17 protein-coding genes are annotated in these 19172 nt (G+C 45.1%); 11 read left to right on the forward strand and 6 right to left on the reverse strand.

Translation table 11 applies throughout. From position 1 onward, the window contains the following. Positions 1 to 54: 54 nt before the first annotated feature. Both znuB and znuC read right to left on the reverse strand, forming a co-directional pair. Positions 55 to 840 carry a zinc ABC transporter permease subunit ZnuB gene (gene znuB, locus OH459_RS10875; RefSeq protein WP_009698582.1) on the reverse strand — a complete coding sequence of 262 codons (786 nt, stop codon included), beginning with the start codon at positions 838 to 840 and terminating at the stop codon, positions 55 to 57. Continuing rightward, the gene (gene znuC / locus OH459_RS10880; RefSeq protein ID WP_009698581.1) at positions 833 to 1621 is read right to left on the reverse strand and encodes a zinc ABC transporter ATP-binding protein ZnuC; all 789 of its coding nucleotides are present in this window, start codon (positions 1619 to 1621) and stop codon (positions 833 to 835) included. The genes znuB and znuC overlap by 8 nt, the downstream gene beginning before the upstream one ends. A gap of 78 nt (positions 1622 to 1699) precedes the next feature. Between znuC and znuA the strand changes: the two genes are divergently transcribed. The 5 genes from znuA to OH459_RS10905 all read left to right on the forward strand — a co-directional run bounded on the left by znuA (position 1700) and on the right by OH459_RS10905 (position 9676). Continuing rightward, complete coding sequence (znuA, locus tag OH459_RS10885) at positions 1700 to 2581, forward strand: zinc ABC transporter substrate-binding protein ZnuA (RefSeq protein ID WP_017188397.1); 882 nt, start codon at positions 1700 to 1702, stop codon at positions 2579 to 2581. Positions 2582 to 2793: 212 nt separating this feature from the next. Continuing rightward, positions 2794 to 6171, forward strand: coding sequence for an AraC family transcriptional regulator (locus OH459_RS10890; RefSeq protein ID WP_038898869.1), 3378 nt, complete (start codon positions 2794 to 2796; stop codon positions 6169 to 6171). Between the two features lie 774 nt (positions 6172 to 6945). Continuing rightward, a complete protein-coding gene (locus tag OH459_RS10895) occupies positions 6946 to 7173 on the forward strand; it encodes a FeoA family protein (protein ID WP_005426705.1) in 228 nt (75 codons plus the stop codon). After that, positions 7173 to 9449, forward strand: coding sequence for a Fe(2+) transporter permease subunit FeoB (gene feoB, locus OH459_RS10900; RefSeq protein WP_269986745.1), 2277 nt, complete (start codon positions 7173 to 7175; stop codon positions 9447 to 9449). The genes OH459_RS10895 and feoB overlap by 1 nt, the downstream gene beginning before the upstream one ends. After that, positions 9446 to 9676, forward strand: a complete 231-nt coding sequence (locus tag OH459_RS10905) for a FeoC-like transcriptional regulator (RefSeq protein WP_005382192.1) — start codon at positions 9446 to 9448, stop codon at positions 9674 to 9676. The genes feoB and OH459_RS10905 overlap by 4 nt, the downstream gene beginning before the upstream one ends. A 109-nt stretch (positions 9677 to 9785) precedes the next feature. Here OH459_RS10905 and OH459_RS10910 read toward each other — a convergent pair whose 3' ends face one another. The 3 genes from OH459_RS10910 to argS form a co-directional block, all read right to left on the reverse strand. Beyond that, complete coding sequence (locus tag OH459_RS10910) at positions 9786 to 10307, reverse strand: YqhA family protein (RefSeq protein WP_005426711.1); 522 nt, start codon at positions 10305 to 10307, stop codon at positions 9786 to 9788. A 150-nt stretch (positions 10308 to 10457) separates the two neighbouring features. Continuing rightward, positions 10458 to 10886, reverse strand: coding sequence for an HIT family protein (locus OH459_RS10915; protein ID WP_005446436.1), 429 nt, complete (start codon positions 10884 to 10886; stop codon positions 10458 to 10460). A gap of 104 nt (positions 10887 to 10990) precedes the next feature. Further along, complete coding sequence (argS, locus tag OH459_RS10920; protein ID WP_005446437.1) at positions 10991 to 12724, reverse strand: arginine--tRNA ligase; 1734 nt, start codon at positions 12722 to 12724, stop codon at positions 10991 to 10993. Between the two features lie 220 nt (positions 12725 to 12944). Here argS and OH459_RS10925 point away from each other — a divergent pair, with 220 nt between their 5' ends. Next, positions 12945 to 13544: a VOC family protein gene (locus OH459_RS10925; protein WP_050934681.1), complete on the forward strand. Its 600-nt coding sequence runs from the start codon at positions 12945 to 12947 to the stop codon at positions 13542 to 13544. Between the two features lie 74 nt (positions 13545 to 13618). Here OH459_RS10925 and purU read toward each other — a convergent pair whose 3' ends face one another. Then, the gene (gene purU, locus OH459_RS10930; RefSeq protein WP_005428723.1) at positions 13619 to 14452 is read right to left on the reverse strand and encodes a formyltetrahydrofolate deformylase; all 834 of its coding nucleotides are present in this window, start codon (positions 14450 to 14452) and stop codon (positions 13619 to 13621) included. 217 nt (positions 14453 to 14669) lie between these two features. Here purU and OH459_RS10935 point away from each other — a divergent pair, with 217 nt between their 5' ends. The 5 genes from OH459_RS10935 to OH459_RS10955 are packed head-to-tail and all read left to right on the forward strand — an operon-like array spanning position 14670 to position 19152. After that, positions 14670 to 16595, forward strand: coding sequence for an ATP-dependent DNA helicase (locus OH459_RS10935; RefSeq protein WP_009698575.1), 1926 nt, complete (start codon positions 14670 to 14672; stop codon positions 16593 to 16595). Between the two features lie 45 nt (positions 16596 to 16640). After that, entirely contained in the window at positions 16641 to 17342 is a 702-nt protein-coding gene (gene tsaB / locus OH459_RS10940) for a tRNA (adenosine(37)-N6)-threonylcarbamoyltransferase complex dimerization subunit type 1 TsaB (RefSeq protein ID WP_005446440.1), read from the forward strand. Positions 17343 to 17402: 60 nt separating this feature from the next. Continuing rightward, positions 17403 to 17708, forward strand: coding sequence for a hypothetical protein (locus OH459_RS10945; RefSeq protein WP_049536064.1), 306 nt, complete (start codon positions 17403 to 17405; stop codon positions 17706 to 17708). Between the two features lie 25 nt (positions 17709 to 17733). Next, positions 17734 to 18291 (forward strand): Slp family lipoprotein, encoded by a 558-nt coding sequence (locus OH459_RS10950; RefSeq protein ID WP_009698574.1) that lies wholly within the window; start codon positions 17734 to 17736, stop codon positions 18289 to 18291. 6 nt (positions 18292 to 18297) lie between these two features. Continuing rightward, a complete protein-coding gene (locus OH459_RS10955) occupies positions 18298 to 19152 on the forward strand; it encodes an alpha/beta fold hydrolase (protein WP_114321161.1) in 855 nt (284 codons plus the stop codon). Positions 19153 to 19172: the final 20 nt, after the last annotated feature.

The raw sequence follows: 19172 nt of genomic DNA on the forward strand, positions 1-19172 counted from the left end.
AAAAGCATCAAAAAAGCCTGCGATTTCGCAGGCTTTTCTTTTTCTATCAGTACATTAGGCTTTACGTCTAATCAATTGGCTAAGCATAAACAGGAATGTTGCACTAATGACAACAGAAGGACCTGCTGGCGTATCGAAGTGCCAAGATAGGCTTAACCCCATTAACACTGCAATCGAACCGATAATCGAGGCAAACAATGCCATTTGCTCTGGTGATGAGGAAACTTTACGCGCAGTGGCTGCAGGGATAATCAGTAGAGAAGTCATGATCAATGCGCCAACAAACTTCATACCTACTGCTATGACCACACCCACCATCAGCATTAATACCAAACGCACTAGATCGGTATTCACGCCCTCCACGGCGGCAAGCTCTTCGCTGACTGTGCTGGAGAGCAGTGGGCGCCAAAAGATGTACAAACACGCACTTACAGCAACAACACCAGCGTAGATGAACATCAGATCTTGTGGCGAGACCGCAAGCAAGTCACCGAATAGGTAGCTCATAAGATCTACGCGAACGTTGTCTAAGAAACTGACGGACACTAAACCAATGGACAGCGCACTGTGCGCCAAAATACCAAGCAAGGTATCTGTCGCCACAAGCTGTTGTTTTTGCAGAGTCACAAGCAGGACCGCTAACGCTAAACAGCAAACTAGTAGCGCAAGATATAGGTTCACATTGAGTAAAAAGCCCAGCGCTAACCCCATTAACGAGGCGTGAGCAAGGGTATCGCCAAAGTAAGCCATTTTTCGCCAAACCACGAATGAGCCAAGTGGACCTGCGATGAGCGCAATACCAATACCAGCCAGAATTGAAGGCAATAAAAACTCAATCATGATGATGATGTCCGTGAGAATGGTTTGAACAAGATGTAGCATCGCCAGTGACTGGTGAACCCGCTAAATCGTGGTGGTGATGCTCATGATCATGATGGTAAAAAGCCAGAGATTCTCGAGTCGCATTACCAAACAGCGCAATGTAAGAAGGGTGCTGGGTGATGGTTGCCGGTGAGCCAGAGCAGCACACATGATGATGCAAGCAAATCACATCGTCAGTTTTAGCCATCACTAAGTGCAAGTCATGAGACACCATGAACACACCGCAGTCAAATCGGTGGCGGATGCTCTCAATTAAGTCATAGAGATCGATCTGACCTTGAACATCGACTCCTTGAGCGGGTTCATCTAATACCAACAATTCTGGACGTTGTAGTAGGGCGCGTGCGAGCAATACTCGTTGGTTCTCTCCGCCAGATAGACGGTGCATGTTACTTGCGATGAGATGCTCAGCTCCAACAAGGCGTAGCGCATCGAGACATTCCTGCTTGCTATACTTGCCAGCAAGGTTCAAAAAGCGAATGACATTGAGTGGCAGTGAATCGTTGAGTTTCAGTTTCTGAGGAACATAACCAATTTTCAGTTTACGTTGCTTCGTTAACTTACCGCTGGTCGGTTTTTGGAGACCTAGAATGACTTTAACTAATGTCGATTTTCCCGCTCCGTTGGGACCAATTAGGGTGGTGATCTTGCCCTTTTCTAATTCCATAGTGATATTGTCGAGAACTCTGCGTTCGTCAAACTCGACGCACAGTTGCTCAAGACGGACTAGTGAAGACATGAATGAAACTCATTTGCAAAATAATAATGTTATAATGTAACATTATCTCACTTTCCACGCCATACCCCAAGTAAAACTATGAAAAGAGCTATTATTCTTGCTGTCTCAGCAATATTAACGTTACCTGCTCACGCGGTAACTGTGTTAACCAGTATCAAACCAATTCAAATGATCACGACCGAGCTTACTGAAGGCGTAACAGCTCCGGACGTATTGCTACAAAACAATGCATCTCCGCATGATTACGCGTTGCGCCCTTCTGATGTCCAGAAAGTAGCTGCTGCGGATTTGGTGATTTGGTATGGGCACGACCTCGAACCATTCCTTGAAAAAGTGGTGACAGATAGAGGGAACACACTGACACTAAGCCAAATTCCAGGTTTGTCGCTGCGAGAGTTTGGTAGCGAGCATTCTCATGATCACGATGGTCATGACCATGGTACACATGACCCTCATTTTTGGTTGGGTGTTGAAACAGTACAACAGGTCGCTAATGCAATTGCACACAAGTTAGCGGAAGTTGATCCAGTACATGCCGATACGTACGCCAACAACCTGAAGAAATTTGAAGTAAAGTTGAACGCGACTGATTCTGAGATTAAACAGCAGCTTGCTCCAGTCAAAGATAAAGGTTACTTCGTATTCCATGATGCTTATGGGTATTTTGAAGAGCGTTATGGTTTGAATCAAATGGGTCACTTCACCGTTTCACCGGACCGTAAACCTGGTGCAAAAACACTGATTCGTATCCGTAAAACGTTGGGAACCGGTGATGTAGCGTGCGTGTTCTCTGAACCTCAGTTTACTCCGGCGGTTATTGAGAGTGTGATGCGCGGCAGTGACGTTCGTTCAGGTGTTCTTGATCCGCTGGGTAGTGAGGTTGAGGTGAAATCTGGAAGTTACTTCGAATTTCTTAAAGGAATGTCCAACAGCTTTAGTCAATGTTTGAGCGAAAAGTAACAATTGTGTTGTGCTTCTCTACACGGAATACGTTTTTAACGTGATCTGGCAGTAAGAATTACAAACCTTAAGCGCAGTGAGTCTTTTCTATCAAAGGATTTGAGATATCATTATCAATAATTAGCGGCTCAAAATAACCATATAGACACTTAGCTATGGAAGGCATGAGTGAACCATGAGTCGCACGTATTGATACATGTAAGGATTTTATCTTGCTGCGCCAATTAGCCCTCTTTTTCTGGGCTTTTATCCTCTCATTTCAAGCGTTTGCTTCAAGTGAAGCGAATGCGATCTTTTACCCTTTGCCAAATCAGGTTAAGGGGACTTTTATTGCGGCAAAAAAATTGTTCCCGGGTGAGCATGGTGGGCTTTGGATTCACGATGTCCACGGACGGGTGCTGTTTTATGATGGGCAAACCACTTTGCCAAAATCAGGCAGTTTTCTACGAGCGAAAGTAGAACAACTGGCATACCACAAAGGCTCATTCTGGACGTTTATCGAAAACGAGGTATATCAGACTTACCCTAACCAAGAACGTCGCTTGGTCTTTAGTCTCAATCCTGGTTCTCAAATTCGTAAGATTGGCTCATCTGGCAATTTTATCTGGGTTAGTGACGGCGCGCATTTCTATACCTACAATATTGAAACCAGTGAACTTAACTCCTTCTCTTTACTGCAACTCTATCAGCATAGTAACAACAGTTACGTCTATATTAATGACGCCATTTTCGTCGAAACGAAGTGGGCGTTAGCGACGACATCAGGTGTATATCTATCAGAGGGGAGCAAGTTCAACCATGTTGTTTCGTCGGGTAAACACTACATAGAAAAAGTGTATTACTCACATACTCGTCGAGAGATTCTGGTCGGAACGCTAAAAGGCGCGCTGATTTTTAATATCTCCGAACCAGATAAACCTGTCATTCGAATTGGTACATCTCACGTTCTTACATTTGCAGAAACCAACCAAGAGTATTGGGTCGGAACGGAGCAAGGGCTTTATTTGTATTCGTTCTTAAGCGGAGATGTAACTCAAGTCACCCCGGCAAGCTTCCTTGAGCTGGAATTAGCGACCACTAAGATCTACTCGTTATTGAACGACAACATGGGCGGTATGTGGATTGCTACCAACCAAGGTATTCGTTATTACTCATTATTTAGTAAAAAATTCGAGCGAACAACGTTCAGTAGTTACGATCAATTGACACTTTCTGGGCGAATCCGCCAAACGTTGACGGGACCTGATGGTGCGCTTTGGTTTGCTGATGATCATAAGCTTTATCGCTCAGGACCCAAGGCAATTAGTGAGGTTTTAGATTTATCTTCTCAGATTAATGAGTTCGCTTTTCAAGGTGATAAGTTATGGATAGCGACAGCAAATGGTCTTGAGATATTCGATCTTGAGAACTTAACCCCAATGACCTTCCCGTATTTGCAAGTCATTGCAGGACGAGCCGTTGATCATATTGTGGCTGACGGGGCGAGCCGATTGTGGGTATCAAGTGGTTATCAACTGTTTAATATCGACGCTGAAAAGCAAGAAATGCGTAACTTTGGCAGTGACTGGTTAGTGAGTCAGTATCTACCTGCCAAAATTACTCGTTTGTATGACAAAGAAGAGTTGCTGCTGATTGGTACCGATCACGGTGTCTATGAGTATGATGGAGAGCGGATTCGTTTTAACCGTTTCTCTGAAAAGTATGGAGAGTCGCTTGATATCATTACTGCTAATGATGGCTCTCAATGGTTTGCATCTGCTTACGGTGTTTTTCGAACCATCCCGGGTCGTAACGAAAAGCAGGTGATGGAAATGAGTGTTTCAAACTCTCGGTCCGCTTGTTTACTGAGTGATTCTGAAGGGGTTTGGCTCGCTTCATCGGTAGGGTTAAGCTATTACCATCTCTCCGGTCAGTTGATGAAGCACTATTCCTCTTCTTCAGGCTTAATTAATAATGAATTTCTTCCAGGCGTTTGTAATCTGATTCGACGTTCAGAGGATAGTGACCGCCAACTTATCTTTGGATCTCAATACGGTTTAGTGAAAGCTGATTCATCAAAACTGCTAGTGTCTAATACGCCAGAGTCCAAACTTATTGTTAGCCAAGTCATGTTGGAAAATGATGTTGTTCAAGTAGGAAGCTCTGACTTAGAAGATATGAAGTTGCCTTATGGGTCTTCATTGAGTTTCTTGTTTGGTGTGATGCCAAAACCAGATAACCAAAACCTCTACTATCGCTTGAATGAGAGTGAACAATGGCAATCTCTGGAAGGTGGACAGTTAACACTAGAGCACTTAAATTCCGGAGATTATCACCTTCAAGTAAGTAATGACTCACAGCTCGCCTCTGGTTTGATTGGACTTGAATCTAAGTTTACGGTACTCAAGCCTTGGTATTTGTCAAAGTTGGCAATATCTGGATTTACGTTAATTACGATCGCAACGTTAGCACTCCTGATGTACTGGCGTTCGCGATTTGTATTGCAAGCGAACCGTGATCTAGCGGCGCAGGTGACATTAAAAACCAATCAGTTACGTCATCAAAGTCGAGTTCTATTGACGAGCAATCAACAGCTTAGAAAGCAAATTCAAGTGAGAAACTTGCTGGTGGACCATGTTGCACAATCAATTAAATCCAGTGTGGATTCGATTGCCCATAAGCTTCCACTGGATTTAGATTCAGTAACTCAAGATCACCTTTCTAAAACCTATTGGCAATTGAACGAGCTTAAGAGCTCACCAGAAGATACCAGCAATGGTAGTCAAAACTATAACTTAAGCCAGATTACCCAGTCCGTCGTTGATGTGTGGCGAGAGGACTTCACTAAAGCTGGCATTAGTGTTGAGTTAGAAGATGACAACAAAGCGAGCCGGATTTCACTCGAAAGCTTTAATCTTGATGTCATTTTTAACAGCATCTTCGCCAATATTATTAAACGCTCTTTTAGAGGGCAGTCGGTTAAGTTGGTATTGGAGGAGGGGAATGACATTGTCTCGTTAAGTTTTATCGATCATGGTACCCAGTTACCGAGTAAGGCTTCGACGATGCGACCATCAAACAGCAGCAATGTTGATTTAAGTATGGATAATTTGCCTCAATTGGTGGCGGTCAGCGGTGGTCATTTATCTATGTTTGCGTCGGATGCTCAAAATAAAATTGAAATCACGTGGCCATGTGCTCAAGAACCGAGTCATGTCGAAGAGGTCTTGCCGGAGTTTGCAGAAGTAGAGAAACCACAGCAAGATACATCGCCGGAACAAGAATGGTTGATGAAAGTGTATCAACTTGTCGCAGAACATTATCACGACCCAGAATTTGGTACAGCGTCTGCAGCGAAGATGCTCTATATGTCAGAAAGAAGCCTACAACGACGATTTAAATCTGCTTCTTCACGAACATTGAAAGACTACTTAACGGAAGTTAGGTTGGAAACCGCATGTGAACAATTGCTCGCTGGTGAGAAGATCAGTGAAGTTGCCTTTAACTGCGGCTTTAATGACCCGTCGTACTTTAGCCAGAAGTTTAAGCTACATTTCGGGCTGCCACCTTCTAAGTTCGCAATGACTCAAGAGAGCCAAACAAGCCTCTAGCTCTTAATTCGACATTACCGAGCCCAGCCTTAGCGTTGGGTTTTTTTACGTCTGTAAGGTAAACGGTATCGTAAAGAGCTCAATATAGATTCTGGACACAAGGGAATGACATTTAGTCTGGCGTGATGCGTGATGCGTGATGCGTGATGCGTGATAAAGGGCTCGAGCTATATAACGCAGAGTACGTGCAGCACAATGGCGATATAGTGTTGTGATAGATAATGAGAATAACAGGGATTTGTTCGAGTAAAACGTTTAGGAATTATTGGGACTTAATTGAGAAGCGAATGAAGAAAGAGAAGAAAAAAATATCGTGGTATAGCCGGGGGGACTATACCACGGGTGTCAATGACACCTTCGCTTGCTGCCGGAGTGACATGTTGCCATGCCACCTCTGGAATTCTTTTGAGAGGCTGTTGTCTCTCGATGGGTTAACTATACGAGACCTTACTTATTTTTCTTATAAAAATAACGACAGCTTTATGTGAGAAAAGCGACAAGTTGCCTTTTTCTATTTAAGGTGCTGAATTTATTGATTTTTAATTTTTCGAAACTGCAAATGTTACGCTTGTGTTAATTTGCATTTGTCTGAAAATATTCAATTTTGACGAAAATGACGTGAAATTAATTAACGGAGTTGACGTTAGATTTCGCCAAAAGCATTAATGAAATCTTTGATTTCACACAATGAATGAGAGGGTATAGAAGAGTAACATTAGCGCCCTATACTATTAATAATAATATTTATCATTTGCACTACTCTTAAGGGCCACTATGAAGCTATCAGAAATCAAACCTGGCGAAACAGTGACAATTCGGTTGTTAGAAGGACTTACGTCGGACGTCAGAAAAAAGCTAATGGTAATGGGACTACTTCCTAATACTGAGGTTAAAGTTATTCGACGCGCACCAATGGGAGACCCACTGCAAGTTGAAGTTCGTGGTGTTTCTGTTGCATTACGAGAGACTATTGCGCAAAACATCGAAGTGGAGCGAGCATAATGCAATACCAAATTCTTACTGTTGGTAACCCAAACAGCGGTAAAACCACACTTTTTAATGGCCTGACTGGTGCAAAACAACAAGTTGGTAACTGGGCTGGTGTAACGGTTGAAAAGAAAACTGGTCAGTTCAAACATGCTGGTGATGAATTTCTTCTGACGGACCTTCCGGGTATCTACTCTCTCGACAGTGGCAATGATAGCAATAGTATCGACGAATCTATCGCATCGCGTGCGGTTTTGACGCACCCTGCTGATCTGATTATCAACGTAGTAGACGCAACGAGTCTTGAGCGCAGCTTATACATGACGCTACAACTGCGTGAACTTGGTCGTCCTATGATTGTTGTATTAAACAAAATGGACGCACTTAAGCGTGAACGCCAAGTCATCAATGTTGCAGAACTAGAAAAAACCTTGGGTTGTCCAGTCGTTAGCCTATCAGCGACAAATAAAGCACAAGTTGCAGAATTTAAAGAGAAGTTGCACAAGTCAGTGGTTCAAGGTGTTGCACTAAAAGACATCGCTTTGAATTACGGCGAACAAATGGAAGCGGCGATCAACAACGTTTCGGCTCTTTTCAATGATCAAACCGTTTCTAATCGTGCTCTAGCAATTCGTGCACTGGAAAAAGATGCACTGGTCCTTAACAGCATGTCGGATGCAGACCGCAATAGTGTTGAAAATACGATTGCCGAGCTAGATCTTGATGTTGACCTTCATGTGGCTGACACCAAATACACACACCTTCATGAAGAGTGCAAGAAAGTACGTCGCAGTGAGGGCAAGCTAAGTCGCAGTGTGACTGAAAAGCTAGACCAATTTATCTTGAACAAGTGGGTGGGCATTCCATTCTTCTTCATTGTTATGTACCTAATGTTCATGTTCTCTATCAACATTGGTAGTGCGTTCATCGACTTCTTTGATATCGGTGTCGGTGCTCTGTTGGTTGATGGTGGACACCACTTGTTAGACGGTCATTTGCCTGTGTGGTTAGTGACGGTGCTTGCTGATGGTATTGGTGGTGGTATCCAAACGGTTGCAACCTTTATTCCAGTTATCGCGTGTTTGTACTTGTTCTTAGCGGTACTAGAAAGCTCAGGCTACATGGCTCGTGCCGCATTCGTACTAGATAAAGTGATGCAGAAGATTGGTTTACCAGGCAAAGCATTCGTACCGCTTGTTCTTGGTTTTGGCTGTAACGTACCGTCAATCATGGCAACCCGTACTCTAGATCAAGAGCGTGAGCGTAAACTAGCTGCATCTATGGCGCCATTTATGTCATGTGGTGCTCGTCTACCAGTATACGCACTATTCGCTGCGGCATTCTTCCCAGGTTCTGGTCAGAACATTGTATTCGCACTTTACCTACTTGGTATTGTGGCAGCGATCTTCACGGGGCTTTTCCTTAAGCACACGCTTTACCCAGGTAGCAGTGACAGCCTAGTAATGGAAATGCCTGACTATGAGCTTCCAACGTTACAAAACGTGGTGATCAAAACTTGGCAAAAGCTAAAGCGCTTCGTTCTTGGTGCAGGTAAAACCATCGTTATCGTTGTTGCTATTCTGAGTTTCTTCAACTCATTGGGTACTGATGGCAGCTTTGGTAACGAAGACGGCGAAAACTCTGTGCTTTCTAAAGCAGCGCAAGTTGTGACTCCAGTATTCGCGCCAATCGGTGTTCAACAAGACAACTGGCCGGCGACGGTAGGTATCATTACCGGTATCTTCGCAAAAGAGGCGGTAGTTGGTACGCTTAACAGCCTATACACTACACCAAGCGATGGTGAAGACGCAGAATTTGACCTAATGGGCAGCCTAGAAGAGGCAGTAATGAGTATCCCTGAAAACCTAGCCGGTTTGAGCTACTCAGATCCCCTAGGCATTGAAGTGGGTGACTTAACTGACTCAAATGCAGTTGCAGAAGAACAAGAAGTCGATGCTTCTATCTTCGGTAACATCAAATCGCAGTTTGCTTCTGGCAATGCCGCATTTGCTTACCTAATCTTTATCCTACTGTACACACCTTGTGTGGCGGCGATGGGTGCTTACGTACGTGAGTTTGGTCATAAGTTCGCACGCTTTATCGCGGTTTGGACAATGGGCTTAGCTTACCTATGTGCGACGTTCTACAACCAATTGACGCATTTCGCAGATAGCCCAGTGACAAGTGGTATTTGGATGGCTGTGATCGTTGCTATCTTCTTTGGTACCTACCGCGTGTTCAAACAAGTTGGTAAGAAACAAAACGGTGCATTAGAGGCGCAAGTAGCATGATTTTAAAAGAGCTTTATCAATACATTGCAGACAAAGGAACCGTCTCCCAGTCAGATCTGGCTAAACAGTTTGGGATGAGTGAAGATGGCGCTGACGCGATGTTAAACGTGTGGATTAAGAAGGGCAAAATTAGCCGCCTAGTCGACACTAATAAAGCTCATGACGTGACTCGTGTTCGCTACTCAGTGACTAAACAAGATGGTTTGTCTTTGACAGTCACCATGTAGCGATTGTCAAAATTAGTCACCTAAAAAGTTATCATGTAAAAACGACAAGGCCGCATCAGCAATGATGCGGCTTTTCTTTTGCTGGTTATTGTTTGTGAATACAGAGAAATTAATGTTCTTCAGAGTGTTTAGTCGCGCCTAACCCTAGGAACTTCAAACCAAGACTTAAAACTAAAATCGAAATAGGTAATGTTAAGATCGTCCAATCTAAGCTGTCGAAGTTAATCAGCACGAGCTCTAAGAACTTCACAAACAAGATCACGATGATGACTTCAGCCAAAATGTTTTTTAGGTGACCGATGTTTGGGGTTCTGATCCAATGCAAAACCGACTGTTCTTGTGTTTTCGCTTTAGCTTTGTTGGAAATAAACAGTGTGTAGATGCCGTGAGCAAAGATGAACAAAACTAGTGCGACAAGAAACGTATCCAGTGATTTGATCAAATACGCGATCGCGATGTCTGCTTTATCTAAATGTGCGAGTGCTTCTGGAGGTGTTTGATTGAGAATGAAGACCGCAAATGCCGAATAGGTTTTTGCTGCGCCCATAACAAAAAGCAAGAATGAAGCAGCCATAGAACAGATGATGGCGATCCAGCTGACGTATCGGAATGTGTTGAAGACTTGTTTCATGATGACCCTCTCTAACTGAGTTGGCAGTCTAAACAAGTTTTATTTAAGTGATAATCCTAGAAAAATGAGAAAGATTGTTACAAATGCGTATTAATCTTTCTCTGTCTGTTTCAGCCGTATTCAAAGGCGAATTATTTTCGCTGGCAGCGGCTATGCTTTTTGGAAAATAGAGCTCAGTGATAGCACGTTTTTAATACGACCAAGCAATTCGTTTTGCTCTTCTTCTGTACGGAATTCACCTTTGGTGTTGCCCCAAACTGGTCCCGGCCATGCTACGTCATCTTTGAAGCGAGCAATATGGTGAATGTGTAGCTGAGGTACCATGTTACCTAGTGCGCCTAGGTTTAACTTGTCTGGACGGAATGTTGCTTCTAGTGCTTGGCTTACTGCCTGAGACTCTAGCAAAAACTGTTGCTGTTCTTTCATTGGCAAGTGGTGAAGCTCTTTTAGGTTTGCACGTTTTGGTACCAAGATAACCCATGGCACGGCATTGTCTTTATGCAGAAGCGCCACACACAGTGGGAAGTGACCGATAACGGTAGTGTCTTTTGCCAATTGAGGGTGCAGTTCAAAACTCATTATATTATCCGATTTGAATTGAATGACATCAGTATACGCCAGATAAAACAAAAGGTTGACGCTTTCACGCCAACCTTTCTAAATCGTCTCGATTCTCGAATCGTTTACATACGCTCTAGAGTATCAATACCTAGTAGAGATAGACCTTGCTTGATGGTCTTCGCTGTTAGGGCTGCTAGTTTCAGACGGCTTTGTTTCACTGCTTCGTCTTCAGCAACTAGGATAGGGCATGCTTCGTAGAAGCTAGAGAACTGACCTGCTAGTTCGAATAGGTAGCTACACATGATGTGTGGTTGACCTTCGCGAGCAACAGATTGAACTGCTTCTTCGAACTGCATAAGTTTTGCGATAAGCGCTTTTTCTTTCTCGTCAGTGATCTTAATTTCACCTTGTAGATCATCCATAGAAACGCCAGCTTTAGCGAATACAGATGCTACGCGAGTGTAAGCGTATTGCATGTACGGTGCAGTGTTACCTTCGAACGCTAGCATGTTGTCCCAATCGAACACGTAGTCCGTGGTACGGTGCTTAGAAAGGTCTGCGTATTTAACTGCTGCCATTGCAACTGTGTTTGCGATCGCTTTCTTCTCGTCTTCTGCTAGTTCTGGGTTCTTAGATTCGATCAGCTGTGCTGCACGAACTTCTGCTTCGTCAAGAAGATCAGCAAGACGAACCGTACCACCTGCACGAGTCTTGAATGGCTTACCATCTTTACCTAGCATCATACCGAACGCGTGATGTTCAAGAGATACTGACTCTGGCACGTAACCCGCTTTACGAACGATAGTCCAAGCTTGCATTAGGTGTTGGTGTTGACGAGAGTCGATGAAGTAAAGTACGCGGTCTGCGCCTAGTTCTTCGTAACGGTATTTCGCACATGCGATGTCCGTTGTTGTGTATAGGAAGCCGCCGTCGCGTTTCTGAACGATAACGCCCATCGCTTCGCCGTCTTTGTTCTTGAATTCTTCAAGGAACACAACTTGCGCGCCGTCATCTTCAACTGCAAGACCTTGTGCTTTAAGGTCCGCTACGATCTTAGGTAGCATGTCGTTGTACATGCTCTCGCCCATTACGTCATCACGAGATAGAGATACGTTTAGACGATCGTAGTTACGCTGGTTTTGGATCATAGTTACGTCAACCAGCTTCTTCCACATTTCTGCGCAGAACTCGTCGCCGCTTTGCAGTTTCACAACGTAGTTACGTGCTTTCACTGCGAATTCTTCGTCTTCGTCGTACAGTTTCTTAGACTCACGGTAGAAGCCTTCAAGGTCAGCCAGCTCCATAGAAACTTCGCCAGACTCTTGTTGTACACGCTCAAGGTTTGCGATAAGCATACCGAACTGAGTACCCCAGTCACCGATGTGGTTCGCACGGATCACTTTGTGACCTAGGAACTCAAGAGTACGTACTACTGCATCACCGATGATGGTTGAACGTAGGTGACCAACGTGCATTTCTTTAGCAACGTTTGGTGCAGAGTAGTCAGCAACGATAGTTTGAGCTTCGTCTGCCGCAACGCCAAGACGTGAGTCAGCCAATGCTGCTTCCGCTTGTTTTGCTAGGAACTCTTCGCTTAGGAAAATGTTGATGAAACCAGGACCTGCGATTTCTGTCTTGCTCGCAATACCGTCTAGGTCTAGAACATCCAGTACTTTCTGTGCAAATTCTCGTGGGTTAGTACCCAGTTTTTTAGCAACGCCCATTACGCCGTTTGCTTGGTAGTCACCAAATTGTGGCTTTGCTGATTGGCGTACTGCCGCAGGACTGCCTGCAGGTGCGCCAGCGGCTTCTAGAGCCTGAGATACTTTGTCATTAATAAGTGCTTGGATATTCACACGCGTTTCCTTCAATTCAAGGACGAAGAACTCGGCGAAGTAAGTGCCGAGTTCTGTTGGAGTTCACAAAAATGGGGCTAATGATAACAACTTTATTGCTTTTCATACAGAGAGGAATTGGGGAAATTTATACTTTTTCGATTGAATGGAAATGTGGCTTGGTTTGCGTTTACTATTGCGCTCAGAGTAATGAGATAAATCGCCCCATGAGAGAGCCACAATGACGACTCAACTAGTTGAAAAACGCCTAGCGCCTGAATTGATGATCCAAGATCTGGATGCATTTATTGCGAAGATTGAAGAGCTTGCATCCCTGTTAAAACTGGATCTGAGCTTTGCTCAAGCTGACCATATTGCGCTGCGTATTAATGATACTGAAATAGCGAAAGCCGCGCATGAAGCATGGAATCAATACGGTAAGGTGATTTCACAAGCGAAAATCAACGGTCGCCCGATTATTGTTATCGAATTCGACAAAGCGTTGGAAAGCCGTGGCTGGAAGATTGAGTGTCTGGAGCTGCCATACCCTGCGGAAGGCAAAATCTACCCGAGCGAAAGTTGGGAGCATGTGGAGTTCGTGATTCCATCTCATGCCGAAACCGCAGACGAGTTTCTTGCTGATTTGAAACACACTTACCCAGCGTTTGGTGCGCGTTTTGACGAGTTGGAAGAGCTGGGGGTGAAGACCAAACTGTCGAGCCCGAAAGGAGAAGGCGAACGCTTGCACAACCCAACCGTGGCGTTTAAGTATCAAGGCATTTGTATCAAGCTGCACCCGCATTCACTTAAGCGTATTGTGGAGTCTGAGCAGGCTGAATAAGTTGGCTCTGAATAACTATAAAGAAGAAAGGGTTGCCAAATGAGCAACCCTTTCTTTTTTCAAATACGACGAATTTAAAGAATAACCGTCTTATTACCGTAGACAAAAACGTGGTCATTGATCACTTTATTCAAAGCCTTGCTCAATACGTTCTTCTCTACATCGCGACCTGCTTGCGCCATATCTTGTGCGCTGAACGTGTGATCCACTGGAATAACGTCCTGCTTGATGATTGGACCTTCATCCAAGTCATTTGTCACGAAGTGCGCCGTAGCACCGATGATCTTCACACCGCGGTCGTAAGCCTGCTGATATGGCTTCGCACCGATGAAAGCGGGTAAGAAACTGTGGTGGATGTTGATGATCTTGTGACGGTATTTCTCTACGAAAGTCGGAGTAAGAACACGCATGTACTTCGCTAGTACAAGATAATCGGCATCGTATTGATCAATCACTTCTAGCATTTTTTGCTCGTGCTCTTCACGGCTAAGATCTTCGTGAGTAACGTGATGGTAAGGAATATCAAAACGCTCCGTGAGTGTTTGCAGTTTGTCGTAGTTACCAACAACCGCAGCAATTTCAACATCTAAGCTGCCATCGTAAGTCTTCATCAGAATATCACCCAGACAGTGCGCTTCTTTGGTTACTAGGATAACAATGCGTTTGCGGCGAGAGCTAATAAGTTTGCGTTTTGCACCTTGGGGCAGTGCTTGGTCTAAATCGGCGAGTAGCGTTTGATCGTTGAAGTAACCCTCCAACTCGGTTCTCATGAAAAAGTGCCCACTGGTGTTATCAACAAACTCGTTATTATGAACGATATTCAGCTGATGCTTATAACAGATATTGGTGATTTTTGAGATCAAACCCGGTGCGTCAGAACAATGGGTTAACAGTGTTTTCTTTTCCATAAATCAGATACTTCCATGCATTATTTTTCTAGCGTACGAATAAAAGGGTCACGTCAGAAGCGTGAATCGTACTGCAATCTGACTTCATAAATAATCTATTCTCGGCGCGGTTTCAACAAATTATCCGCGCGATGCTAAAACCTAGTGCTTTTGTTGGCTGATGTTTACACTCAACTCCTGATATACTCACGACAATTTTTCCAACCAGATGTCAGGCATGATCGCAAAAACATTCTCCTCTGAGGGCGCGTTAGGCAAAGCCATTCCGGGCTTTCAAGCTCGCCAGCCACAAATCGATATGGCAGAAGCTGTCAGCAGTGCGATCAAAGACCAAACTCAGCTGGTGGTTGAAGCAGGAACGGGAACGGGGAAGACCTTCGCTTACCTTGTACCTGCGCTATTAAGCGGCAAAAAAGTCATCATCAGTACCGGGTCGAAGAACCTGCAAGAGCAGTTGTATCACCGTGACTTGCCGTTGATGGTCAGTGCTTTAGGCTTTTATGGACAAGTTGCGTTACTAAAAGGTCGCTCCAACTACTTATGTTTGGATCGTCTTAGCCGACAAATGGTCGAGAGCCATACCAATGAAGCCGATCCAACACTGTTGACTCAATTGGTTAAAGTCCGAACTTGGTCGTCTGAGACCAAAACGGGCGATTTAGGGGACTGTGAGGATCTGCCAGAAGACAGCATGATCATCCCGACCATTACTTCAACCAACGACAACTGTTTGGGCAAAGAGTGTCCGAGCTACACCGATTGTTTCGTCTTAAAAGCACGCAAACGAGCAATGGATTCAGACATTGTTGTCGTTAACCACCACTTGTTCCTTGCAGACCTTGCGATCAAAGAAACTGGCTTTGGTGAACTGATCCCTGAGGCAGATGTATTCATTTTCGACGAAGCTCATCAGCTTCCAGACATTGCCAGCGAATACTTCGGACAATCGATCTCTAGCCGACAGATCCAAGAGCTCGCTAAGGACATTGAGATTGCCTACCGTACTGAAGCAAAAGACATGCGCCAGCTACAAAAAGTGGGCGATAAGCTGATGCAAAGTGCCATGGATATGCGCATCGTACTGGGTGAACCGGGCTTTCGCGGTAACTGGCGTGAAGCGCTGCAGTCGGAATCGATCAAACGTGAATTGGTGCGCTTAACCGATAGCTTAGACTTGGCGATTGACGTATTGAAACTGGCATTAGGTCGAAGCCAATTGCTGGATACCGCCTTTGAGCGTGCCAATCTGATCAAAGGGAGAATTGACCGCGTCTGTGATGTCGATATTACTGGTTACTCATACTGGTACGACACATCTCCCCGCCATTTTGCTCTGCACATTACGCCGCTATCGGTGGCAGATAAATTCCATGAGCAAATCGAAATCAAACAAGGTGCGTGGATTTTTACCTCAGCAACCCTTGCGGTTTCGGGGGACTTTAAACACTTTACCGACCGTCTTGGATTGAAGCCGAAGCAGCAGTTTTCGTTGCCATCTCCGTTTGATTACGAGAAGCAAGCACGCTTGTGTGTACCTCGTTATCTACCAGAGCCAAACAGCCCTGGCTTAGCCGACAAACTGGTGCGAATGCTTGCGCCTGTAATTGAAGAAAACGATGGGCGTTGTTTCTTCCTGTGTACTTCGCACAGCATGATGCGTGAGCTTGGTGAACGTTTCCGTGAAGTACTGGATCTGCCTGTGCTGATGCAAGGTGAGATGAGCAAACAAAAGACCCTTGCCGAGTTTATGGAACTGGGTAACGCGCTGCTGGTGGCGACTGGGGCATTCTGGGAGGGGATCGATGTTAGAGGTGATGCGCTGAGCTGTGTTATCATCGACAAATTACCGTTTACTGCCCCTGATGACCCGCTACTCAAAGCCCGAATCGAAGATTGTCGATTACGTGGTGGTGAGCCGTTTGCAGAAGTGCAAATCCCAGACGCGGTTATCACGTTAAAGCAGGGCGTAGGACGTTTGATTCGAGACCAAAAAGACCATGGGGCTTTAATCATTTGCGACAACCGTTTGGTGACGCGTGATTATGGTGGCATCTTCCTTGGCAGTTTACCGCCAATCCCAAGAACACGGGATTTGGAACGAATCAAAACATTCCTAAAAACAGAACAACCTGCCGCAGACTAATGCGCTGTGGCATCAATAAATTAAAGAAGAATTGTAGAGAGTTACATGAGCGCAAAAATTCTTGCTATCGATACGGCAACTGAGAACTGTTCAGTTGCGCTACTGGTTAATGACCGAGTGATTTCACGCAGTGAAGTGGCTCCTCGTGATCACACTAAGAAAGTGCTGCCTATGGTAGACGAAGTACTGAAAGAAGCCGGTCTAACTCTACAAGATTTAGACGCATTGGCGTTTGGTCGTGGTCCGGGCAGCTTTACTGGTGTTCGTATCGGTATTGGTATCGCGCAAGGTTTGGCGTTTGGTGCTGACTTACCAATGATTGGCGTTTCAACGTTGGCTGCGATGGCACAAGCAAGCTACCGCCTGCACGGTGCAACGGATGTTGCGGTTGCGATTGATGCGCGTATGAGTGAAGTTTACTGGGCACGTTACACTCGCCAAGAAAACGGTGAATGGGCAGGTGTGGATGCAGAATGCGTTATTCCACCAGCACGACTTGCAGAAGAAGCGCAAGCAGACGACAAAACGTGGACTAAAGCAGGTACTGGTTGGGATGCTTACCAAGAAGATCTTGGCAAACTGCCACTCAACTTAACGAGCGGTGATGTGCTTTACCCTGATTCACAAGACATTGTGATTCTTGCTGAGCAGGAGCTTAAGAAAGGCAACACAGTTCCAGTAGAAGAATCGAGCCCGGTTTATCTGCGTGATAATGTGACGTGGAAGAAACTTCCGGGGCGCGAATAATCGGTCTTTCAATGATTTGACAAAGTACAGGGCGTTCGCCCTGTATTTTTATGGAGCGTTATGGCGTCTATCAATGGTTTACCTCCTGCGTTAATACCGGGTGCAAAACGCACCAATAAAGTCGGTAAAAAAGGGCAGGTAAAGAAAGCTCAAGATAAGCAGCCCGTTGGTCAACCCTCTAAGGTGGCGAACGCTGTCGCGCATTCCATTAAGCAAGTGGATGAGTCTCAGATTCATCGCGCTCAAGTGCAATATGATTTGCCCGAGGGTCACGCTCGCAAAGCAATGGAACAGTATATGGACGTCATGAATCGAGCGAAGAAAGAGGAACTTGCTCAATTACTTGGTGTCGATATCTATGTGTAAAACAACGAATTTATAGTGGGGGTTTATGAAACTTTCTGGACGTATTTTTCTGGTTATTATCGCAGCATTCGGGCTTTCTGCCTGTAGTTCTCTTCCTGAAGAGCTGAATGCAAGCACCGAGCAGGTTTTGACGGATTACAAAGCCTTTGCTGAAGACCAAGGACAGGCTGCTAACGATGTCCGTCTTGGTGGTGTTATCGCGAAAGTGGATAACTTGAAAGACCAAACGCGTCTGGAGATCGTAAATCTGCCAATCAGCAAATCAGGCAAGCCGGACATCGATCAAGAACCAACGGGTCGCTTCGCGGTTTATTTTGATGGTTACTTAGAGCCAGTTGCTTTCAGTAAAGGTCGAATCATTACCGTGGTGGGTAAAGGTGCGGGCGAAGAAGAAGGCAAAATTGGCGAGCACCAATACATCTTCCCTGTCATCAAAGGCGATGGCTACCGTTTATGGAAGATTGAAGAGCGAGTACGTATGTACGACACGCCAACCTATTACTACCCTTGTTACTCCATAAACTGCCGTATGATGCGTTCGGATTTCCCGCAAGACGGTAAGGTGATCAAGAAGGTTAAATAATCTGTGATGAATGAGCGCCGTTTCGAACTCCCAAATGGGAGCATGGCAGCCTTAGAGATCGGAAATGAAAAAACGACTGCTTGTTCAGTCGTTTTTCTTCATGGGTGGATGGATAACGCAGGCAGCTTCAAAACCTTGATGCAAGCTATCCATCACTGCAACCCTGATCTTCATTTACTAGCAATTGACCTATTTGGTCATGGCTTATCCAGTCATAAATCCTCAGACAATTACTACCCCTTCCACGACTACATTGCTGATTTACACCAATTATTGGATGAATTATCGCCAAACAGACTGGTGTTAGTAGGTCATTCACTAGGCGCTTTAATCGCAAGTTGCTATAGTGCTGCCTTTCCTGAACAGGTCGAAGCGTTAGTGCAAATTGAAGGAGCGGGTCCACTCGCAGAACAACCTTCCAATAGCGTAAAACGACTGCGTGATGGTGTCCTTAGCCGGCAACGTCAACGCAACAAACCGGAGCGAGCGATCGCTTCTTTCGATCTGGCGTTAAAGCTACGCATGCAAGCGAATCACCTGACCGCCGAGCAGTTGATGCCAATCGTAGAGCGCGGGACTGAATGTCGCGAGAACCAATGGTTTTGGCGACACGATGCCAAATTAAAGTGCGATTCTCTTTATCGCATGGCACAGGACCACGCGAACTCGATCACCAGCCAAATACGCTGTCCACACCTGATCATATTGGGTGACAAAGGATTTCAACATTTACAGTCTAACCAAGTCGATTGGGGCGAAAATCCACCGAACGTGGTTTCTGTCGCGGGTGGGCATCATTGCCATTTAGAGCAAATACTCGAGGTCGCAAAGCGAATTCTTGGTGTAGTTAACAAAATTTAAACAAGTGTTTGAGAGTTACG

The sequence above is a fragment of the Vibrio sp. MM46 genome (assembly GCF_027587135.1).
GTDB lineage: Bacteria > Pseudomonadota > Gammaproteobacteria > Enterobacterales > Vibrionaceae > Vibrio > Vibrio harveyi.